Below are 20,156 nucleotides of genomic sequence, written 5' to 3'. Positions count from 1 at the left end.
CTCAGAACCCCAAGTTCTTGAAGGCCACGGCGAACAGCGCGTCCACCACGATGACCATGGTGATGGCGCTGACCACCGAGGCCGTGGTGCCCTCGCCCAGGCTCTGGGTGTTGGGCTTGACGCGCAGCCCCCAGTGGCAGCCGATGAGCGCGATGAACACGCCGAACACCACCGACTTGGCCATGGCCAGCCACAGGTTGGAGACCTTCACCGCCGCCGGCAGCGCCTGCAGGAAATAGGCCGACGAGATGCCCATGGTCAGGTCCGCCGCCAGCATGCCGCCGGCCAGTGCCGCCAGCGTGGTCCACAGCGCGATCAGCGGCATGGCCAGGCCCAGCGCCAGCGCGCGCGGCATCACCAGGCGAAAGCCGTGCGCGATGCCCATGACGCGCATGGCGTCGAGCTCCTCGGTCACGCGCATCACGCCGATCTGCGCCGTGATGGCCGAACCCGAGCGCCCCGCCACCAAAATCGCCCCGAGCATGGGCCCGAGCTCGCGGATCAGCGAGATGCCGAGGATGTTGACGATGAAGGCCTCGGCGCCGAACTGGCGCAGCTGCAGGCTCATCAGGTAGGCCAGCACCACGCCGATCAGGAAGCCCACCAGGGCCGTGATGTGCAGCGCCTTGGCGCCCATCTGGTACACGTGGCCCGAGATGTCGCGCCAGGGCGCGCGCGCCGGGTTGCGCACGAGCCGCAGCAGGTCCAGCAGCAGCTGGCCCACCAGCTCCACCATGTCGGCCAGATGGCCGAGCGCACGCAGCACCAGCACGCCCAGGCGGTCGATCTGGTCGGCCAGGCGCCAGGGCGGCGCGGGCGCGCAGGGCGTGGAAAAGCGCGCCACGCGTTCGAGCATCTCGCGCTGTGCCGCGCTCAGGTCGACCTGCGCCGGCCAGGCCCGGCCCCAGTGGTTCCACAGCACCTGCGCGCCCACGTGGTCCAGCCGCGCCAGCCCCTGCAGGCTCCAGGCATGGCCCGGGCCGCAGGCCTTGAGCTGCGCCGCCAGGCGCCGCCAGGCCCGCCGGTCGGCAAAGGCCGCTGCCACCCAGTCCCCCTGCGGCAGCGCGCGGGGCGTGGCGGTGCCGTCTTGCACGACCGATGGCGGAGTGAGGGCGGACATGATGGTCAGAACGAAGGCTTCCTCGGGGCTGCAGCGGATGTGCGGCACATCATTTCACAGATCGCCGCGAGGCAAAAGCATGGCCGCGGCGGCCGTGAAAAAACATCAAAATGGGGCGCTTGCGCTCATGGGATAAGCGCAAGCAGCAACGAAAATAATAGCATCCCGGGGTTTCCCTCTCGACACCCGGATACCGCTTTGCACAATCGCCTGCTGCACTGCATCAACGCGCGGGCTGGAACGGCGGCGCCTTTCCCTGGGCATCCATGAGCGACACCACATTCGACTACATCATCATTGGCGGCGGCACCGCCGGCGCCCTGCTGGCCAACCGCCTGAGCGCGGATCCCCGCAGCCGCGTGCTGCTCGTGGAGGCCGGCCGCAAGGACGACTACCACTGGATCCACATCCCCGTAGGCTACCTGTACTGCATAGGCAACCCGCGCACCGACTGGCTCTACCAGACCGAGCCCGACGCGGGCCTGAACGGCCGCAGCCTGCGCTACCCGCGCGGCAAGACGCTGGGCGGCTGCAGCAGCATCAACGGCATGATCTACATGCGCGGCCAGGCGCGCGACTACGACCAGTGGGCACAGATCACCGGCGACGACGCCTGGCGCTGGGACAACGTGCTGCCCGCCTTCCGCCGCCACGAGGACCACTGGCGCCTGGACCGACCCGGCAACGCGGACGAAGCCTTCGAGCGCCTGCACGGCAACAAACGCACGGGCAGCACGGGCGAATGGCGCGTGGACAGGCAGCGCCTGCGCTGGGACATCCTGGACGCCTTCGCCCAGGCCGCGCAGCAGGCCGGCATCCCCGCCACCGACGATTTCAACCGCGGCACCAACGAGGGCGTGGGCTACTTCGAGGTCAACCAGAAGAACGGCTGGCGCTGGAACACGGCCAAGGCCTTCCTGCGCCCCACTTGCTACGGGCGGCCGAACTTCGAGTTGTGGACCTCTGCCCAGGCCACGCGGTTGGCTCTGGAACGCCAGCCGGACGGCCGCCTGCGCTGCACCGGCGTGCAGGCGTGGACGGGCGACGAAATGGTCACGGCCCATGCGCAGCGGGAGCTCATCCTCTGCGCCGGCGCCGTCAACTCGCCGCAGCTGCTGCAGCTGTCGGGCATAGGCCCCGGGGCACTGCTCAAGCAGCACGGCATCGACGTGGTGCTCGACCTGCCCGGCGTGGGAGCCAACCTGCAGGACCACCTGCAGATCCGCGCCGTGTACAAGGTCCAGAACACGCCGACCCTGAACCAGATGGCCGCCAGCCTGGCGGGCAAGGCGAAGATCGGCCTGGAATACCTGCTCAAGCGCAGCGGGCCCATGAGCATGGCGCCCTCGCAGCTCGGCGCCTTCACGCGCAGCCGGCCCGACCTGCCCTACCCCAACCTCGAGTACCACGTGCAGCCCCTGTCACTCGAAGCCTTCGGCGAGCCGCTGCACGGCTTCCCGGCCTTCACGGCCAGCGTCTGCAACCTGAACCCCACGAGCCGCGGCAGCGTCAACATCAAGAGCCCGGACTTCCGCGCCGCGCCGGCCATCGCGCCCAACTACCTCTCGACCCCCGAGGACCGCCAGGTGGCCGCCGACAGCCTGCGCCTCACGCGCCGCATCGTGGCCCAGCCGGCGCTGGCCCCCTACCGGCCCGAGGAATACAAGCCCGGCCCGCAGTACCAGAGCGACGAGGAACTGGCGCGGCTGGCCGGCGACATCGCCACCACCATCTTCCACCCCGTGGGCACTACGCGCATGGGGCACGTGGACGATCCGCAGGCCGTGCTCGACCCGCAGATGCGCGTGCGCGACGGCCGGGGCGGCGTCGTGGCCGGGCTGCGCGTGGTGGACGCGGGCGCCATGCCCACCATCACCAGCGGCAACACCAACTCGCCCACGCTGATGATGGCGGAGATGGCGGCGCAGTGGATACGCTCCGCCGCATGAGGCGCACTGCGGGAAATCACCGATACACGGCGAGGGAATGGCCCGTTACATTCCATGCACTCGATGCGCGCCCCGGCTCGCCAACCGAGGGGACCGAGGAGACAACCCTAAATCCAAGAACACCCAAACCGAATCAGGCATCCGCAACGAGATGCCAACTCACAAGGCACCTGCAACCCAGGTGCCTTTTTATTTCTCGGCCGCGGCGGCCGATGGCTCGGTGGTGGCGGTGCGACAATCCCGCGCATGGAATGGATCATCGTCTCGCTGGCCTCGCTGCTCGCCGGTTTCGTGGATGCGATCGTGGGCGGAGGCGGACTGATCCTGGTGCCCGCGCTGTTCGCCACCTTCACCAACGCCCCACCCGCCACCCTGCTGGGCACCAACAAAAGCGCCTCCATCTGCGGTACGGCCATGGCCACCTGGCAGTACAGCCGCCGCGTGCAGATGCCCTGGCGCGCCATGCTGCCCGCGGCCGGCGCGGGCTTCACCGGCTCGTTCTTCGGCGCCTGGACCGTCACCGTGGTCTCGGCCGACTTCCTGCGCAAGCTGCTCCCGCTCATCCTGCTGGCGGTGCTGCTGTACACGCTGGCCAAGAAGGAACTGGGGCGCCACCACGAGCCGCGCTTCGCGGGCCGCATGGAGACGGCGCTGGCCTGCCTGATCGGCCTGGCCATCGGCTTCTACGACGGCTTCTTCGGCCCCGGCGCCGGCAGCTTCTTCGTGTTCGCGTTCGTGCGCCTGCTGGGCTACGACTTCCTGAACGCCTCGGTGTCGGCCAAGCTGCTGAACCTGGCCACCAACATCGCGGCCATCATCCTGTTCGCGAGCAAGGGGCATGTCTGGTGGCATTTCGCGCTGCCGCTGGCCGTGGCCAACGTGGCGGGCAGCCTGCTGGGCACGCACATGGCGCTGCGCCATGGCACGGGCTTCGTGCGCGCCATCTTCATCCTGGTGGTGAGCCTGCTCATTCTCAAGACCGGCTACGACGCCTTCCTGCGTTGAAGGAGAGAACGCCATGCCTCCCGTGACCCTGATCGGCGCCCCCACCGACGTGGGCGCCAGCGTGCTCGGCGCCAGCATGGGGCCGGACGCGCTGCGCATCGCGGGCATCGCCCGCGCCCTGCGCGCGCTGGAGCCCGACGTGCAGGACATGGGCAACCTGAGCGGCCCGGGCAACCCACAGGCCGCGCCCAGCGGGGGCTTCCGGCACCTGGCCGAGGTGACGGCCTGGAGCCAGGCGGTGTTCTCCGCCGCGCTGGCCGCGCTCGACGCCGGCCGGCTGCCGCTGCTCATGGGGGGCGACCATTGCCTGGCGATCGGCTCGATCAGCGCCGCGGCGCGGCACTGCCGCCTGCGCGGCCGGCGCCTGAAGGTGCTGTGGCTCGACGCCCATGCCGACGCGAACACGCCGGCCTCGTCGCCCAGCGGCAACCTGCACGGCATGCCCGTGGCCTGCCTGCTGGGCCATGGGCCGCGGCAGCTCACGCAACTGGCGGGCGCGGCCCCGGCGCTGCAGGCGCGGCAGATCACGCTGCTCGGCGTGCGCAGCGTGGACGCGACCGAGAAGCGCTTCGTCAACGCGCAGGGCATCGAGGTGTACGACATGCGCAGCATCGACGAGCTGGGCATGCGCTCCGTGATGCAGGCGGCCCTGGCCGACGTGGACGAGAACACGCACCTGCACCTGAGCTTCGACATGGATGGCCTGGACCCCACGATCGCGCCCGGCGTGGGCACGCCGGTGCGCGGCGGCCCGACCTACCGCGAGACCCAGCTGTGCATGGAGATGCTGGCCGACAGCGGCGCCCTGGGCTCGGTGGACGTCATGGAGCTGAACCCGGCGCTGGACGTGCGCAACCAGACGGCCGAGCTGGCGGTGGACCTGCTGGAGAGCCTGTTCGGCAAGTCCACGCTGATGCGCGCGTAGAGCCTGTTCAGGCGCTCAAGGCTCCGGCACGACGGAGACTTCGTCGGCGCGCCGCGGCACGCCTACGGGAGCCCCGGCCTGGCCCTTGGCGACGGCCGCCAAGTCCTGCTCGCCGGGGTACTGGCCCAGCAGCCAGTAATCGAACACGCGGCGCACGATGGGCGCGGCGGCCGCGGCGCCGAAGCCTGCGTTCTCCACGATCACGGCGACGGCGATCCTGGGCTCCTCCACCGGCGCGAAGGCGGCGAACAGCGAATGATCGCGCTGGTGCTCCTCCAACAGCCTGGCGTTGTACTTCACGTTCTGCCCCAGGCTCACGGCCTGGGCCGTGCCGGTCTTGCCGGCCGACGTGTAGGGCGCGCCCATGAACACGCGCCGGCCCGTGCCCGCCTGGTTCACGGCCATGAGCGCGTTGTGCACGATGGCCACGTTCTTGGGGTTGAAGCCCAGCGGCTCGCCCGGGGGCTGCTGCACCTCGCTCACCTGGCCGCTGACCTGGTCCTTCACGGCCTTGACCAGGTGCGGGCGGTAGCGCGTGCCGCCGTTGGCGAGCGTGGCCTCGGCCACGGCCAGCTGCAGCATGGTGAAGTTGTTGTAGCCCTGGCCGATGCCCAGCGACACCGTCTCGCCCGAATACCAGCGCTTCATCTCCGGGCGCTTGTAGGTGTTCCTCTTCCACTCGGTGCTGGGCAGCACGCCGCGCACCTCGCCCCCCAGGTCGATGCCGGTGATCTGGCCGAAGCCCAGCGGCTTCATGAAGTCGTGGATGACGTCCACCCCCATGTCCACGGCCAGCGAGTAGAAATAGGTGTTGCTCGAATACTGGATGGCGCGGTGCATGTCCACGCCGCCCAGGCCCCCTTCGTGGCTGCGGAAGGTGCGCCCGCCGTAGTTGAAGAAACCCGGGTCGCTGTAGACCTGCGTGGGCGAGCGCTTCTTGAGCTCCAGCGCCGCCAGCGCCATGAAGGGCTTGTAGGTGGAGCCCGGCGGGTAGGTACCGCGCAGCGCGCGGTTGAGCAGGGGCTTGTTGATGGACTCGTTGAGCGCCTGCCAGTTCTCCTGGTCTATGCCCTCGACGAACAGGTTGGGGTCGAACGTGGGCTTGGACACCAGCGCCAGCACCTCGCCATTGCGCGGGTCGAGCGCCACGAGCGCGCCGCGGCGTTCGCCGAACATATCCTCGACGAGCTTCTGCAGCTTGATGTCCAGCGACAGCATCACCGTGTTGCCCGGCGTGGCCGGGTGGCTGTTCAGGCGCCGCACGGCGTGGCCGCCGGCCGAGGTCTCCATGCGCTCGAAGCCCGTATGGCCGTGCAGCGTGGACTCGAAGCTCTGCTCCACGCCGAGCTTGCCGATGTAGTCCGTGCCGCGGTAGTTGGCCGCGTCGTCCGAATCCTCGATGCGCTCCTTCTCGCGCTGGTTGATACGGCCGATGTAGCCGATAGCGTGGCTCGCCACCTCACCCAGCGGGTAGTTGCGGAACAGCCGCGCCTTGATCTCCACGCCGGGGAAGCGGTAGCGCTGCGCCGCGAAGCGCGCCACCTCCTGGTCGGTCAGGCGCGTGCGTATGGGCAGGGAGTCGAAGCTGCGCGACTCCTCGCGCAGGCGCTTGAAGCGGCGCCGGTCGCGCGGCTGTATGTCCACGATCTGGGCCAGCTCGTCGATCGTCGCCTCCAGGTCCATGGCGCGCGAGGGCGTGATCTCCAGCGTGTAGGCCGAATAATTGGTGGCCAGCACCACGCCGTTGCGGTCGATGATCAGGCCGCGGTTGGGCACGATGGGCACGATGGCCGTGCGGTTGCTTTCCGCCTGGTCGGCCAGGTCCTCGTGGCGCACCACCTGCAGCACCACCAGGCGCGCGGCGATGAGCACGAAGGCCAATAACACCACCACGCCCAGCACGAACACGCGCAGGCGAAAGCGCCAGGTGTCGGCCTCGACATTGCGCAGCTCGGTCATCGCCTTCGGCCCCCGTTCACAAGGGACGATTATCGTCCTGGTCCGGCGGCCGGCGCTGCGGCGCCAGCAGGATCCAGCTGGCCAGGGGCCAGATGGCCGCCTCCAGCAGCGGCGCCACCAGGCCCTCGAACCCGGGCAGGGTACCGCCGCCGGCGACCACGCGCAGCGCCAGCTCCACCGCATGGGCGGCGAAGAACAGCGGCAGCAGCTGCAGCGCCTGCAGCAGCTGCCCGAACCACAGCAAGCGGCGATGGGTGTACTGGGCGCCGAACATCAGGCCGCAATACACCAGCGCGTGCTGGCCCAGCAACGCAGACTGGTTCACGTCGATGCACAGCCCCATGGCGAAGGCCACGCCCAGTCCCACGCGCTGCGGCTGGTGCATGCCCCAGAACACGAGCAGCACCATGACCCAATCCGGCGTCCAGACCACGCGGCCCAGCGGCAGCATGTTCAGCGCCAGGGCCGCCAGCAGGCTGGCCCAGATGAAGGCGGGGCTCACCGGCAGCAGCAGCTGCTGGCCCTTGGGCATGATCATTTGCGGCCTCCGCGCTTCTGCGGCGCCGGCTCGGGCTCGGGGCGTGCGGGCATGTCGGCCACGAGGGGCTTGAGCACCATCACGTGGCGCGCGCCATGGACCTGGGCCAGGGGCGCGCAGTAGATGCGCGCGAAGGCCGAGTCCGCCCGGCGCTCCACGCGCAGCACGCGCGCCACGGGCAGGCCCGCGGGGTACAGTCCGTCCACGCCGCTGGTGGTGAGCAGGTCGCCCTCCTGCACGTCGGCATTGGCGGGCGTGAAGCGCAGCTCCATGCCCCCGCCGGGGCCGGCCACGGGGTCGCCGTAAGCCACGCTGCGCGCGCCCGTGCGCAGGTTGAGCACGGGTATGGCCTGGTCACGGTCGATGAGCAGGGTGACCTCGCTGAGCATGGGGAACACGCGCGTGACCTGGCCGAGCACGCCGGCCGCGTCCACCACGGGCGAGCCCGGCTCCACCCCGGCCAGCTGGCCGCGGTCCACCATGATGCGGCGCGTGTACGGGTCGGCCGTGTCATAGAGCACCTGCGCGGCCTGGGCCGGCGTGTCCAGGCGCTCGCGCAGCGCGAGCAGCTGGCGCAGCTCGGCGTTCTCGCGCAGCAGCTGGTCGGCCTCGCCCGCGCGCACGGACATCTGCGCCATCTTCTTGCTGGCCTCGTCCGCGGCCTGCTGCGCCGCCTGCAGCGACTGGAAATACTGCGCGCCTTTGCCGGCCAGCTCCACGGGCTGCAGCATGAGCCACTGCAGCGGATACAGCACGGTGGCCACGGCCTTGCGCAGCGGATCGGCGACGTGGAAGCGCGCGTCCGCCACCATCAAAAACAGCGCCAAGGCGCTGTAGAGGGTGAGTCGGGACAGCGGCGACGGCCCGTGCTTGAACAGCGTAGGGGCCGTGCGGTCCAGGGTTCCCAGGGGCATGCGGGCTGCCTGCCAAGCGCGGCGCGCGCTTATTCGCTGGTGAAGATGCTGCCCTGGCGGTCCATGCGCTCGAGCGCAATGCCGCAGCCGCGCACCACGCAGGTCAGGGGCTCCTCGGCCACGAGCACGGGCAGGCCGGTCTCCTCGGCCAGCAGGCGGTCGAGATCGCGCAGCAGCGCGCCGCCGCCGGTGAGCATCATGCCGCGCTCGGCGATGTCGGCGCCCAACTCGGGGGGCGTCTGCTCCAGCGCCGTCTTCACCGCCGAGACGATCTGGTTGAGCGGCTCGGTCAGCGCCTCCAGCACCTCGTTGGACGAGATCGTGAAGCTGCGCGGCACGCCCTCGGAGAGGTTGCGGCCCTTGACCTCCATCTCCTTGACCTCGCTGCCGGGGAAGGCGCTGCCGATGTTCTTCTTGATCGACTCCGCCGTAGGTTCGCCGATCAGCATGCCGTAGTTGCGGCGGATGTAGTTGATGATGGACTCGTCGAACTTGTCGCCGCCCACGCGCACGCTGCCCTTGTAGACCATGCCGCCCAGGCTGATGACGCCCACCTCGGTGGTGCCGCCGCCGATGTCCACGACCATCGAGCCCGAGGCCTCGGACACGGGCAGGCCGGCGCCGATGCCGGCGGCCATGGGCTCCTCGATCAGGTACACGGCGGTGGCGCCGGCGGCCTCGGCCGCGTCCTTGATGGCGCGGCGCTCGACCTGGGTGGAGCCGCAGGGCACGCAGATGATGATGCGCGGGCTGGGCGTGAGCACCGAGCGCGGGTGCACCATCTTGATGAACTGCTTGATCATCTGCTCGGTGATCACGAAGTCGGCGATCACGCCGTCCTTCATGGGCCGGATGGCCTCGATGTTGCCGGGCACCTTGCCCAGCATGGCCTTGGCCTCGTGGCCCACGGCCTGGATCACCTTCTTGCCGTGCGGGCCGCCCTCGTGACGGATGGCGACGACCGAAGGCTCGTCGAGCACGATGCCCTTGTCGCGGGCGAAGATCAGGGTGTTGGCGGTACCAAGGTCAATGGCCAGGTCGGTGGAGAAGTACCGACGGAAAACTCCGAACATTCAGGGGTCCTCTCAGGCACGGCATGCGCTTCGGCCTGCCATCGCCGGGTTTTTACAGGGTGTTTGCTGGCTTTTTTCACACAATGACCGGCAATGTGGAGGTCTTGCGGCAAAGCCGGGATAATAACGCATCCCCTGTGAATAACTCCCCTGGCGCGGCACGGATGACAGCTTTACATCCGGTTTCCCCGCGCCCCATCCCCTTATGGCACTGACACCCCAGGACATCGGCCGCATCGCCCATCTGGCGCGGCTCGAGCTCAGCCCTGCCGAAAGCGAGCGCATGCTCACTCAGCTCAACGGTTTCTTCGGCATCGTGGAGAAGATGCGCGCCGTGGACACCGGCGGCATCGCCCCGCTGCCCCACCCCGTCGCGGCGATCCAGGACGTGCACCTGCGCCTGCGGGACGACGTGGCCAGCGAACCCGACCAGCGCGAAGCGAACCAGCAGAGCGCCCCCGCCGTGGAACGCGGCCTCTTCCTCGTGCCCAAGGTGATCGAATGAGCTCCACCGTACTGCACGACATGGGCGTGGCCCAGCTGGCCGCCGCGCTGCGCGGCGGCCAGGTATCGGCCGTGGAGGCCGCCCAGCATTTCCTGGCCCGCGCCAAGAGCCACCAACACCTGGGCGCCTACGTGGCACTGAACGAGGACGCCACGCTGGCCCAGGCCCGCGCGCAGGACGCATCGATAGCCGCAGGCACCGCCGCGCCACTGGCGGGCGTGCCCATCGCGCACAAGGACATCTTCGTCACGCGCGACTTCCCCACCACCGCCGCCAGCCGCATGCTGGCGGGCTACCGCTCGCCGTTCGACGCCACCGTTGTGGCCAGGCTGGCCGAAGCCGGCTGCGTGACGCTGGGCAAGCTCAACTGCGACGAGTTCGCCATGGGCGGCACCAACGAGAACTCGGCCGTCGCCCCCGTGGGGTTCGACGCGCCCCGGCCCGTGCGCAACCCCTGGGACGGCGCGCGCGTGCCCGGCGGCTCGTCGGGCGGCTCGGCCGCCGCCGTGGCCGCGCGCCTAGCGCCGGCCGTGACGGGCACGGACACGGGCGGCTCGATCCGCCAGCCCGCAAGCTTCTGCGGCGTCACCGGAATCAAGCCCACCTACGGGCGCGCCAGCCGCTACGGCATGATCGCCTTCGCCTCCAGCCTGGACCAGGCGGGGCCGATGGCCCGTTCGGCCGAGGACTGCGCGCTGCTGCTCTCCGCCATGTGCGGGCCCGACCCCGACCGCGACTCGACCAGCCTGGACCGGCCCGCCGAGGACTTCGGCCGCGCGCTGGGCGACAGCCTGGAGGGCCTGCGCATCGGCGTGCCGGCCGAGTTCTTCGGCGAAGGCCTGGCGGCGGACGTGCACGCCGCCGTGGACGCGGCGCTCAAGGAGTACGAGAAGCTCGGCGCCCGGCTGGTGCCCATCACGCTGCCGCGCACCGATCTGTCGGTGCCCGTGTACTACATCCTGGCCCCCGCCGAGGCCTCGTCCAACCTCTCGCGCTTCGACGGCGTGCGCTACGGCTACCGCGCCAAGGACTACGCCGACCTGCTGGACATGTACAAGAAGACCCGCGCCCAGGGCTTCGGCGACGAGGTCAAGCGCCGCATCATGATCGGCACCTACGTGCTGTCCGAGGGCTACTACGACGCCTACTACCTGCAGGCGCAGAAGCTGCGCCGCATGATCGCCGACGACTTCCAGGCGGCCTTCAAGGAATGCGACCTGATCGCCGGCCCCGTGGCCCCCACCACGGCCTGGCGGCTGGGCAGCCAGAACGACCCGGTGGCCAACTACCTGGCCGACATCTACACCCTGCCCGCCTCGCTGGCCGGCCTGCCCGGCATGAGCGTGCCCGCGGGCTTCGGCGAAGGCGGCCTGCCCGTGGGCCTGCAGCTGATCGGCAACTACTTCCAGGAAGCGCGGCTGCTCAATGCCGCGCACCGCCTGCAGCAGGCGACAGACTTCCACCTCCGGGCGCCGGAGGGCATCTGACCATGACCGCGAAACTCATCCAAGGCTACGAGGTCGTCATCGGCTTCGAGACTCACGCCCAGCTGGCCACTAAAGCCAAGATCTTCAGCCGCGCCAGCACGGCCTTCGGCGCCGAGCCCAATACCCAAGCCTGCGCCGTGGACCTGGCCCTGCCCGGCACCCTGCCCGTGATGAACCGCGAAGCGGTGGCCTGCGCTATCAAATTGGGACTGGCACTCGGCTCCCACATTGCGCCAGAGAGCATTTTCGCGCGCAAGAACTACTTCTATCCCGACCTGCCCAAGGGCTACCAGATCAGCCAGTTCGAGATTCCCGTGGTGCAGGGAGGCGAGGTGGGCTTCTACCTCGGCGACGAGAAGAAGACCGTGCGCCTGGTGCGCGCCCACCTGGAGGAGGACGCGGGCAAGTCGCTGCACGAGGAATTCCACGGCATGAGCGGCATCGACCTGAACCGCGCCGGCACGCCGCTGCTGGAGATCGTGACCGAGCCCGACATGCGCTCTACCGAGGAGGCCGTGGCCTACGCCAAGGCGCTGCACCAGATCGTGACCTGGATCGGCATCTGCGACGGCAACATGCAGGAGGGGAGTTTCCGCTGCGACGCCAACGTCTCCGTGCGCAGGCCGGGCCAGCCGCTGGGCACGCGCCGCGAGATCAAGAACCTCAACAGCTTCAAGTACATGCAGCAGGCGATCGACTACGAGATCCGCTGGCAGATCGAGCAGCTGGAGGACGGCCACGCCATCCAGCAGGCCACCGTGCTGTTCGACCCCGACACGGGCGAGACGCGCGCCATGCGCACCAAGGAGGACGCGGCCGACTACCGCTACTTCCCCGATCCCGACCTGCCGCCGCTGGTCATCGCGCCCGAATGGGTGGAGCAGGTGAAGGCCGCCATGCCCGAGCTGCCGCGCGCCATGGCCGCGCGCTTCGTGCAGCAGTACGGCCTGCCCGAGTACGACGCCACCACGCTCACGCAGAGCCAGGCCATGGCCGCCTATTTCGAGGACGCCGCCAAGGCCTGCGGCGCGCCCAAGCTCGCCAGCAACTGGGTGATGGGCGAGATCTCGCGCCGCTTGAACACCGAGGAGATCGGCATGGATGCCGTGAAGGTCTCCAGCCAGCAGCTGGCCACGCTGATCGGGCGCATCGGCGACGGCACCATCAGCAACAACGCCGCCAGGCAGGTGTTCGAGGCGCTGTGGAGCGGCGAAGGCAGCGACGTGGACGCCGTGATCGACGCCAAGGGCCTCAAGCAAATGAACGACAGCGGCGCGCTGGAGAAGATCATCGACGAGGTCATCGCCGCAAACCCCGCGAACGTGGAGCAGTACAAGGCCGGCAAGGACAAGGCCTTCAACGCGCTCGTGGGCCAGGTGATGAAGGCCAGCAAGGGCAAGGCCAATCCCCAGCAGGTCAACGAGCTGTTGAAAGCAAAATTGGCTTAAAAACTGCCAAAAACGTCCACCAGCCAAGCGCTGACTGCTATCAAAAAAATAAAGGCCCCGCGGGGCCTTTATTTTTGCACCGGCGCGGTGGCGGGCGGCTGCGCCCATTGCGTGGCCGCAGCCCGCTGGGCCGCCCACAGCTGGCGCAGCTGGGCCAGCTCGGCATCGAAGCGCTGGTGGATGCGGCGCTTCTCCAGGTCCTGCGCGACCAGAAAGCGCTGCTGCTCGGCCAGGGCCTGGTCGTTCTCGGCGATCTGGCGCTGCAGCTTCGCGGGCGCCTTGGCAGGGTCGCCGCGGTAGAACTCCAGCTCCACGTCGATGCGCCTGCGTTCGGCCTTCAGCGCCTGGATGCGCTTGTGGGCCACGACGATGACCTCCTCCACCTGGTCGATAGCGGCCTCGCGCTCAGCCTGGTGCGCAGCCTCGTCGGGGTAGCGCGCCAGCAGCACGCGCTCGCGCCGGCGCTCCTCCAGGAAGCGCGCGCGCTCCTCTGCCTCTTTGCGGCGCTGCGCCTCCTGGGCCGCGCGTTCGTGCTCCGTCAGCGTGGGGCCGATGCGGCGGCGCTCGGTGCCCGTGTGGTCCAGGACGCGCTGCTCGCGGTCCACGCATTCGGCGATGGGCCGGTCGGATGTGATGCGGCGGCCCTGCCTGTCGATGCAGGTGTAGACCTCCTGCGCGGTCTTGCCCTGCTGCGCCCAGGCCGGCGCCAGCGCGCCCAGCGCCAGGCCGGCAGCGCATGCCAGCAGTCCGCCCATCCGCCGTACGCCCGCCATCGCGCCCCTCTGCCCCTGCCTTAATCGTCCACGCCGTAGCGCTGGCGGTAGGCCAGCACGCGCTCGTGGTGGGCGTGGATCTGCGGGTCGCCGCCATCGGCCTCCAGGTAGCGCAGCAGGTCGGCAAGCCTGGCGATGGCGCAGACCTGCATGCCGAGCTCGCGGCGCACGTACTGCACGGCGCTGTGATCCACGTCGCGGCCGTTCTCGGTAGCCTTCTCCTGGCGGTCGAGCGCGATGGCGATGGCGTGCGGCGTGGCGCCCGCGGCGCGGATCAGCGCGATGGATTCGCGCGCTGCCGTGCCGGCGCTCATCACGTCGTCAATGATGAGCACGCGGCCCTTGAGCGGCGCGCCCACCAGCGTGCCGCCCTCGCCATGGTCCTTGGCCTCCTTGCGGTTGTAGGCGAAGGGCACGTTGCGCCCCAGGCGCGCCAGCTCCACGGCCACGGTGGCGCCCAGCGGGATGCCCTTGTAGGCGGGGCCGAACAGCATGTCGAACTCGATGCCGCTGGCCACCAGCGCCTGTGCATAGAATTGCGCGAGCCGGCCCATCTTGGCGCCGTCGTCGAACAATCCGGCGTTGAAGAAATACGGGCTCATGCGGCCCGCCTTGGTCTTGAACTCGCCAAAGCGCAGCACGCCGGACTCGACCGCGAAACGCACGAAATCCTGCGCCAGACGGTCCCGCACGGGGCCTTGCGCGCTTTCTGTCACCATGGATGCTTCCTTGTTCAAATTAACCAGTCTCAACCTCAACGGCATCCGCTCGGCCACGTCCAAGGGCGTGGAGGCGTGGATAGACCAGAACCGCCCGGATTGTATTTGCGTACAGGAGATAAAGGCCCAGTCCGCGGACATGCAGGGCCGCTTCGAGGAGCTGGCGGGCCTGAGGGGCCACTTCCACTTCGCGGCCAAGAAAGGCTACTCGGGCGTGGGCATCTACACGCGCCACGAACCCAGCGACGTGCTGGCCGGCTACGGCTCTCAGGAGTTCGACGCCGAGGGCCGCTACATGGAGCTGCGCTTCGACACGCCTTCGCGCAGGCTGTCCATCATCAGCGCCTACTTTCCCAGCGGCTCCTCGGGCGAGGAGCGCCAGCTGGCCAAGTACCGCTTCCTCGATGAATTCCACCCCCACCTGATGCGCCTGAAGGCCGAGCGCGAGTTCATCCTGTGCGGCGACATCAACATCGCCCACCGGCAAGCCGACCTGAAGAACTGGCGCAGCAACCAGAAGAACAGCGGCTTCCTGCCCGAGGAGCGCGCGTGGATGACGAAGCTGCTGGGCGACGACACGGACGGCGGCCTGGTGGACGTGTACCGCCGGCTGCAGCCGGATGCGACGGACGCCTGCTACACATGGTGGAGCAATCGGGGCCAGGCGTATGCGAACAACGTGGGGTGGCGGCTGGACTACCACCTGGCCACGCCGGCGCTCGCGCAGCTGGCGCGCACCGAGGCCATCTACAAGGGGGAGAAGTTCAGCGACCACGCGCCCATCACCGTGGGCTACGAGATGGCGCTCTGAATTCAGGAGCTTCTTGCGCTTCTTGCACAATGGTTTCTATATCATTCGATATGAAAACACAGGCAAATAAAGCGCCAGAAGCTCCTTTTTTTGTAGCTCACTTGCGCGTAGCTGTGTAGCGCTGCGCGCTCTCCCAGCCCAGTTCGGCCAGCGGGCCGGCCTTGGCGCCGGTCTCCACCGCATCCTCGGCGGCGGCGTTGCCGTCCGCCGCGCGCTGGGCGATGCCGTGCAGGATGGCCGCCATGCGAAACAGGTTGTAGGCCAGGTAGTAGTCCCAGTGGCCCACCGCGTCGCGGCCGGTGGCGGCGCCGTACCAGGCGATGTATTCGGCCTCCTGCGGGATGCCCAGGGCGGGCAGGTCCAGCCCGGCTATGCCGCGCCACAGGCTGGGCGGAATGCGCCAGGCCATGCACTGGTAGGCCAGATCGGCCAGCGGGTGGCCCAGGGTCGAGAGCTCCCAGTCCAGCACGCCGATGACGCGGGGCTCGGTGGGGTGGAAGACGAGGTTGTCCAGCCGGTAGTCGCCGTGCACCAGCGTGGTCTCGTCGCCGGAGGGCAGGTGCTCGGGCAACCAGTCCATGAGGCAGTGCATGGCCTCATTCATGGGCACGGTGGACTCGCGGCACTGGCGCGACCAGCGGGCGATCTGCCGGCCCACGTAGTTGCCCTCCTTGCCGTAGTCGCCCAACCCCACGGCTCGGTAGTCCACGGCGTGCAGCGCGGCGATCACGCGGTTCATCTCGCGGTAGATGGCGTGGCGCTCGGCGGGCTCCATGCCGGGCAGCGACTGGTCCATGAGCACACGGCCCGCTAGGTACTCCATCACGTAGAACGGCGTGCCGAGCAATTCGCCGCTCTCGCAGTAGTGCAGCATGCGCGGCACGGGCACGCCGGTGTCCGCCAGCGCCTTCATCACCCGGTATTCGCGGTCGATGGCGTGGGCGGAGGCGATGAGCGTGCCCGGCGGCTTCTTGCGCAGCACGTAGTCGCGGCCTTCGCCGGCGGTGACGCGGTAGGTGGGGTTGGACTGGCCGCCCGCGAGCACGCGCACCTGCAGCGGCGCGCTGCCCGCCAGGCCCTGGGCGCGCAGGTAGTCGGCGAGCGCCTCCACCGGCAAGGGATTCGCGGGGCCGCTCATAGCGAACTCACCAAGTGTGCGCCATCGACGGCCAGCGTGGCGCCGGACATGGCGGCGCCCGCGTCGGAGGCCAGCAGCAACAGCGGGCCGTCCAGGTCGGTCACCTCGCCGAAGCGGCGGCTGGGGATACGCGCGCGCAGCTTCTCGCCCGCCGGGCTGGTGAGGAAGCCGCGGTTCAGGTCGGTCACCACGTAGCCGGGCAGCAGCGCGTTCACGCGGATGCCGTGGCGCGCCAGCTCCAGCGCCAGGGCCTTGGTGGCCTGGACCACGCCGGCCTTGGAGATGGCATATGGCGCCACGCCGCCCGCCACGCGCTCGCCCAGGATCGATGCCACGTTGACGATCGCGCCGCCCTTGCCCGCCGCCACCATGCGGCGCGCGGCCTCGGTGGCCACGAGCCAGTTGCCCTTGAGGTTGGTGCCGAGCACATGGTCGAAGTCTTCTTCCGTCTGCTCCAGCGCGGGGCGCGTCACGGTCACGCCCGCGTTGTTGACCACCACGTCGGGCACACCCCAGGCGCACAGCGCGTCGAAGCAGGCGCGCACGCTGGCGCTGTCGGCCACGTCGAGCGCGAAGGCGCGCGCCTCGCCGCCCTCGGCCGCGATGGCGTCCACCACGCACTGCAGCTTGTCGACGCGGCGCGCGGCCACGGCCACGCGGGCGCCGGCGGCGGCCAGCACCTGGGCGAAGTGCGTTCCCAGGCCGCTGGAGGCGCCGGTCACCAGCGCCAGCCTGCCGCGCAGGCTGAACCGGTCCATCGCCGCGGTCATGCCGCGCCCCCTTCGCGCAGCAGCTCGGCCTCGGCCTTCTCGGACAGGTGGGCGAGTTTGCGCGCCATGCTCCAGCGGTGCACCTCGCTCGGGCCGTCGTAGATGCGGAAGGCCCGCATGTCGGTGAAGATGCGCATCACCGGCGTCTCGCCCGTCACGCCCTGGCCGCCGAGCATCTGCACGCTGCGGTCCACCACGCGCCACTCGGCCTCGGAGCACACGACCTTGGCGCGGCTCGACTCGAAGTTGCACTTCTCGCCCTGGTCCAGCAGCCAGGCCGTGTGCCAGATGTGCAGGCGCGCGGTGTGCAGGTCCATGTCGTTGTCGGCCACCATGAAGCCCACGCCCTCGTGCTCCACCAGCGGCTTGCCGAAGGCGTGGCGCTTGCGCACGTAGTCCAGTGCCGTGTCGTGCGCGCGGCGCGCCTGGCCCAGCCAGCGCATGCAGTGCGTGAGGCGCGCGGGCGCCAGGCGTACCTGGGCGTAGCGAAAGCCCTTGCCGATCTCGCCCAGCACGTCGGCCGCGGGCACGCGCAGATTCTCGAAGCGCAGCACGCCGTGGCCGCCGGTGAAGCAGGCGTCCATGGCGTCCATGTTGCGCTCCAGCACGATGCCCGGGCGGTCCATGTCGGTCAGGAACATGGTGGCCGAGCCGTCCTCCATGCGCGCCATGACGATGGCGTAGTCGGCGCCGTCGGCGCCGGTGATGAACCACTTGCGGCCGTTGATCACGTAGTCGCCGCCGTCGCGCACGGCCGTGGCCTGCAGCATGGACGGATCGGCCCCCGCGCCGGGCGAGGGCTCGGTCATCGCGAAGCACGAGCGCAGTTCGCCCGCCACCTGCGGGCGCAGCCAGCGCTCCTTCTGCGCGGGCGTGGCCACTTCCTCCATCAGGTGGATGTTGCCCTCGTCGGGCGCGTGGATGTTGAGCGCCGTGGGCCCCAGGCGCGAGTAGCCCGCCTCTTCGAACACCACGGCCTTCTCGACGTGCGACAGGCCCAGCCCGCCCATCTCGCGCGATGCGTGCGGCGTGAGCAGGCCGGCCGCCCGGGCGCGCGCCACCAGCTCGCGGCGCAGCGACTCGTCGGGGCCGTGGTGGGACTGGCGCGGGTCGCTCTCCAGCGGGATCACCTGCTCGGCGATGAAGCGCCGGGTCTTGTCGCGCAGGGCGCGCAGTTCGGGGGAAAGGGAGAAGTCCATGCGGGGCCTCATGAAAAAGGGCCAGCCAGGATGGCCGGTGTATTGCCGATGATATTGTCAGACAATATTGAAAACAAGCCCCCATGCGCTGTGCTAACGTCGGCACCTTCTTCCTGGCCTGCCCCATGCCCTCCAACACGCTGCCCGAACCCGCTGCCGACGTCCCGGAGAGCGCCGCCGACACGGTGTTCCACGGCATCGTGCAGGGCCTGGCGCAGCAGCGCTTCGTGCCGGGCCAGCGGCTGGTGGAGGTCGATCTGGCCGCGCAGTTCGGCGTCAGCCGCGCCTCCGTGCGCGAGGCGCTGCAGCGCCTGGCGGCCGAGGGGCTGGTGGATCTTTTCCGCAACAAGGGGGCGGCCATACGCACCCTGTCGGCGCGGGAAACCCTGGAGGTGCTCGACGTGGCCGAGCGCATGACCGGCCTGCTCGCGCGCAGCGCCGCGCGCGCCGTTGCCGCCGGCGCGCCCCGCGCGCCGATCGAGGACGCCCTGGCCCGCCTCCATGAGGCCGACCGCGGCCAGGGCCAGGACGCCTTCGCCAGCGCCCGCCGCGCCCTGTACCGCGCACTGCTGTCCACCAGCGGCAGCCGCGAGTTGCGCCGCCTGCTGCCGACCATCCACATGCCCATCGTCTACGCGCAGCATCGGCCCGCGGCGCTGCAGCGCATACGCATGCGCGACTACCGTGCGATGTGCGAGGCCGTCCTCCAGGGCGACGAGGACGCCGCGGATGCGGCGGGGATGCAGCACGTGCGCAACGTGCGCGAGGCGATCGAGGCGGCCATCGCCTCGGACCTCGGTCAGGCAAGGCGATAGAACCGCGCAGCGGTGTCGCGGTAGAGCTGCCGCTTCTCGTCCTCTGACATGCCCGCAGTGATCCGCTTGAAGGTGTTCCACAGCACCGGGTAGCTGCACGTGCCCTTGTCCACGGGGAAGTTGCTCTCGAACATGCAGCGCGACGGGCCGAAGATTTCGATGCAGGTGAGGATGTAGGGGCTCCAGGCCTGCGCCAGTTCCTCGGAGGTCGGCGGCCGCCCGGCCAGGTGGAACCCGAAGCCGAACACGCTCATGCCCAGGCCGCCGAGCTTGATGCAGACGTTGGGCAGCGCGGCGATCTTTTGCAGCAGCCGCTTCCATTCGGCGAAGACGGCATCGCGCTGCCCCACGTAGGGGCCCACGCCCAGGGGCACGCCGATGTGGTCGATCACCACCGGGATGTCGGGGAAGGCGCGCGCCAGGTCGCAGAGCTCGTCGAGCTGGGTGTGGTAGGCCCAGGAATCGAACGTGAGCCCGAAGCGCGCGAGCGTGGCGTAGCCCTCGCGGAATTTCGGGTCCATGTAGAGGTGCAGCGGCGGAGCGTGCATCACGCCGTACTGGAACTGCGCATGCGCGGCCGCGTGGCAGCGGATGCCGCGGAAGCGCCCTGCGGCGGCCTGCAGGTGCGCGGCCAGGGTCTCCTCAACGCGCGCGCCCAGCGCGAGGTCCGCGAAGCCCACGATGCCCTCGCAGACCCGCGTGCCCGCTTCGGCGGGGATGCGCCCGGCGATGGCCGCGACGCGCTCCGTCTCGCCCACGGGGCGCAGGTGCCCGGGGCCATCCTCGCGGTAGCCGAAGCCCACCTGGATGAAGACCGTGGACTGGATGTTGTGCCCAGCGCCCAGATCCGCCAGCAGGTCGTCCTGCAGGTAGCCGCCCCACAGGCTGTCGGACAGGTGGTGGTGGGGGTCGATGATGGGCAGTTCCGGCTCCAGCGGCGCCTCGTGGTGCCGGGCCAGCCACTGCGGGCGCACTTCGGCGCGCGGGACGATGGGCAGGTTCTCCATG

Annotated in this window: 19 protein-coding genes; 8 read left to right on the top strand and 11 right to left on the bottom strand. The window is 69.7% G+C overall.

Annotation, left to right across the window (positions count from 1 at the left end):
- Position 1: 1 nt before the first annotated feature.
- A complete protein-coding gene (locus tag ALIDE2_RS01625; protein ID WP_013721242.1) occupies positions 2-1,120 on the bottom strand; it encodes an MlaE family ABC transporter permease in 1,119 nt (372 codons plus the stop codon).
- Between the two features lie 266 nt (positions 1,121-1,386).
- On the opposite strand from ALIDE2_RS01625, the gene ALIDE2_RS01620 reads away from it, so the two are divergent.
- The 3 genes from ALIDE2_RS01620 (at position 1,387) to rocF (ending at position 4,999) form a co-directional block, all read left to right on the top strand.
- Positions 1,387-3,069 (top strand): GMC family oxidoreductase, encoded by a 1,683-nt coding sequence (locus tag ALIDE2_RS01620; protein ID WP_013721241.1) that lies wholly within the window; start codon positions 1,387-1,389, stop codon positions 3,067-3,069.
- A gap of 246 nt (positions 3,070-3,315) precedes the next feature.
- Positions 3,316-4,074 (top strand): sulfite exporter TauE/SafE family protein, encoded by a 759-nt coding sequence (locus ALIDE2_RS01615; RefSeq protein ID WP_013517293.1) that lies wholly within the window; start codon positions 3,316-3,318, stop codon positions 4,072-4,074.
- Between the two features lie 13 nt (positions 4,075-4,087).
- A complete protein-coding gene (rocF, locus tag ALIDE2_RS01610; RefSeq protein WP_013721240.1) occupies positions 4,088-4,999 on the top strand; it encodes an arginase in 912 nt (303 codons plus the stop codon).
- 15 nt (positions 5,000-5,014) lie between these two features.
- Here the strand turns inward: rocF and mrdA are convergent, their stop codons facing one another.
- The 4 genes from mrdA to ALIDE2_RS01590 are packed head-to-tail and all read right to left on the bottom strand — an operon-like array spanning position 5,015 to position 9,483.
- On the bottom strand, positions 5,015-6,958 hold the full coding sequence (gene mrdA, locus ALIDE2_RS01605) for a penicillin-binding protein 2 (RefSeq protein ID WP_013517291.1): 1,944 nt from the start codon (positions 6,956-6,958) through the stop codon (positions 5,015-5,017).
- Positions 6,959-6,974: 16 nt separating this feature from the next.
- Entirely contained in the window at positions 6,975-7,496 is a 522-nt protein-coding gene (mreD, locus tag ALIDE2_RS01600) for a rod shape-determining protein MreD (RefSeq protein ID WP_013721239.1), read from the bottom strand.
- Positions 7,493-8,410: a rod shape-determining protein MreC gene (mreC, locus tag ALIDE2_RS01595; protein ID WP_013517289.1), complete on the bottom strand. Its 918-nt coding sequence runs from the start codon at positions 8,408-8,410 to the stop codon at positions 7,493-7,495. Before mreC ends, mreD begins: the two co-directional genes overlap by 4 nt.
- Positions 8,411-8,439: 29 nt before the next feature.
- Positions 8,440-9,483 (bottom strand): rod shape-determining protein, encoded by a 1,044-nt coding sequence (locus tag ALIDE2_RS01590; protein ID WP_013517288.1) that lies wholly within the window; start codon positions 9,481-9,483, stop codon positions 8,440-8,442.
- 205 nt (positions 9,484-9,688) lie between these two features.
- Here ALIDE2_RS01590 and gatC point away from each other — a divergent pair, with 205 nt between their 5' ends.
- The 3 genes from gatC to gatB are packed head-to-tail and all read left to right on the top strand — an operon-like array spanning position 9,689 to position 12,923.
- Entirely contained in the window at positions 9,689-9,988 is a 300-nt protein-coding gene (gene gatC, locus ALIDE2_RS01585) for an Asp-tRNA(Asn)/Glu-tRNA(Gln) amidotransferase subunit GatC (RefSeq protein WP_013517287.1), read from the top strand.
- On the top strand, positions 9,985-11,475 hold the full coding sequence (gene gatA, locus ALIDE2_RS01580; RefSeq protein ID WP_013721238.1) for an Asp-tRNA(Asn)/Glu-tRNA(Gln) amidotransferase subunit GatA: 1,491 nt from the start codon (positions 9,985-9,987) through the stop codon (positions 11,473-11,475). The genes gatC and gatA overlap by 4 nt, the downstream gene beginning before the upstream one ends.
- Positions 11,476-11,477: 2 nt before the next feature.
- Positions 11,478-12,923, top strand: a complete 1,446-nt coding sequence (gene gatB, locus ALIDE2_RS01575) for an Asp-tRNA(Asn)/Glu-tRNA(Gln) amidotransferase subunit GatB (RefSeq protein ID WP_013517285.1) — start codon at positions 11,478-11,480, stop codon at positions 12,921-12,923.
- Positions 12,924-12,991: 68 nt separating this feature from the next.
- On the opposite strand, the gene ALIDE2_RS01570 is transcribed toward gatB, so the two are convergent.
- Positions 12,992-13,696: a hypothetical protein gene (locus ALIDE2_RS01570; RefSeq protein ID WP_013517284.1), complete on the bottom strand. Its 705-nt coding sequence runs from the start codon at positions 13,694-13,696 to the stop codon at positions 12,992-12,994.
- Between the two features lie 20 nt (positions 13,697-13,716).
- The gene (gene pyrE, locus ALIDE2_RS01565; protein ID WP_013721237.1) at positions 13,717-14,415 is read right to left on the bottom strand and encodes an orotate phosphoribosyltransferase; all 699 of its coding nucleotides are present in this window, start codon (positions 14,413-14,415) and stop codon (positions 13,717-13,719) included.
- 10 nt (positions 14,416-14,425) lie between these two features.
- Between pyrE and ALIDE2_RS01560 the strand changes: the two genes are divergently transcribed.
- The gene (locus tag ALIDE2_RS01560) at positions 14,426-15,226 is read left to right on the top strand and encodes an exodeoxyribonuclease III (protein WP_013517282.1); all 801 of its coding nucleotides are present in this window, start codon (positions 14,426-14,428) and stop codon (positions 15,224-15,226) included.
- A 97-nt stretch (positions 15,227-15,323) separates the two neighbouring features.
- Here the strand turns inward: ALIDE2_RS01560 and ALIDE2_RS01555 are convergent, their stop codons facing one another.
- The 3 genes from ALIDE2_RS01555 to ALIDE2_RS01545 are packed head-to-tail and all read right to left on the bottom strand — an operon-like array spanning position 15,324 to position 18,333.
- Complete coding sequence (locus tag ALIDE2_RS01555; protein ID WP_013721236.1) at positions 15,324-16,364, bottom strand: phosphotransferase; 1,041 nt, start codon at positions 16,362-16,364, stop codon at positions 15,324-15,326.
- Positions 16,361-17,134 carry an SDR family NAD(P)-dependent oxidoreductase gene (locus ALIDE2_RS01550; RefSeq protein WP_013721235.1) on the bottom strand — a complete coding sequence of 258 codons (774 nt, stop codon included), beginning with the start codon at positions 17,132-17,134 and terminating at the stop codon, positions 16,361-16,363. Before ALIDE2_RS01550 ends, ALIDE2_RS01555 begins: the two co-directional genes overlap by 4 nt.
- Positions 17,131-18,333, bottom strand: a complete 1,203-nt coding sequence (locus ALIDE2_RS01545; RefSeq protein WP_013721234.1) for an acyl-CoA dehydrogenase family protein — start codon at positions 18,331-18,333, stop codon at positions 17,131-17,133. Before ALIDE2_RS01545 ends, ALIDE2_RS01550 begins: the two co-directional genes overlap by 4 nt.
- An 83-nt stretch (positions 18,334-18,416) precedes the next feature.
- Between ALIDE2_RS01545 and ALIDE2_RS01540 the strand changes: the two genes are divergently transcribed.
- On the top strand, positions 18,417-19,148 hold the full coding sequence (locus ALIDE2_RS01540; RefSeq protein ID WP_013721233.1) for a GntR family transcriptional regulator: 732 nt from the start codon (positions 18,417-18,419) through the stop codon (positions 19,146-19,148).
- On the opposite strand, the gene ALIDE2_RS01535 is transcribed toward ALIDE2_RS01540, so the two are convergent.
- On the bottom strand, positions 19,133-20,155 hold the full coding sequence (locus ALIDE2_RS01535) for an amidohydrolase family protein (RefSeq protein WP_013721232.1): 1,023 nt from the start codon (positions 20,153-20,155) through the stop codon (positions 19,133-19,135). The two genes, ALIDE2_RS01540 and ALIDE2_RS01535, sit on opposite strands and share 16 nt — an antisense overlap.
- Between the last annotated feature and the right edge of the window lies 1 nt (position 20,156).

This window comes from Alicycliphilus denitrificans K601 (assembly GCF_000204645.1).
Taxonomy (GTDB): domain Bacteria; phylum Pseudomonadota; class Gammaproteobacteria; order Burkholderiales; family Burkholderiaceae_C; genus Alicycliphilus; species Alicycliphilus denitrificans.
This window is presented reverse-complemented; position numbering and strand designations above follow the sequence as displayed.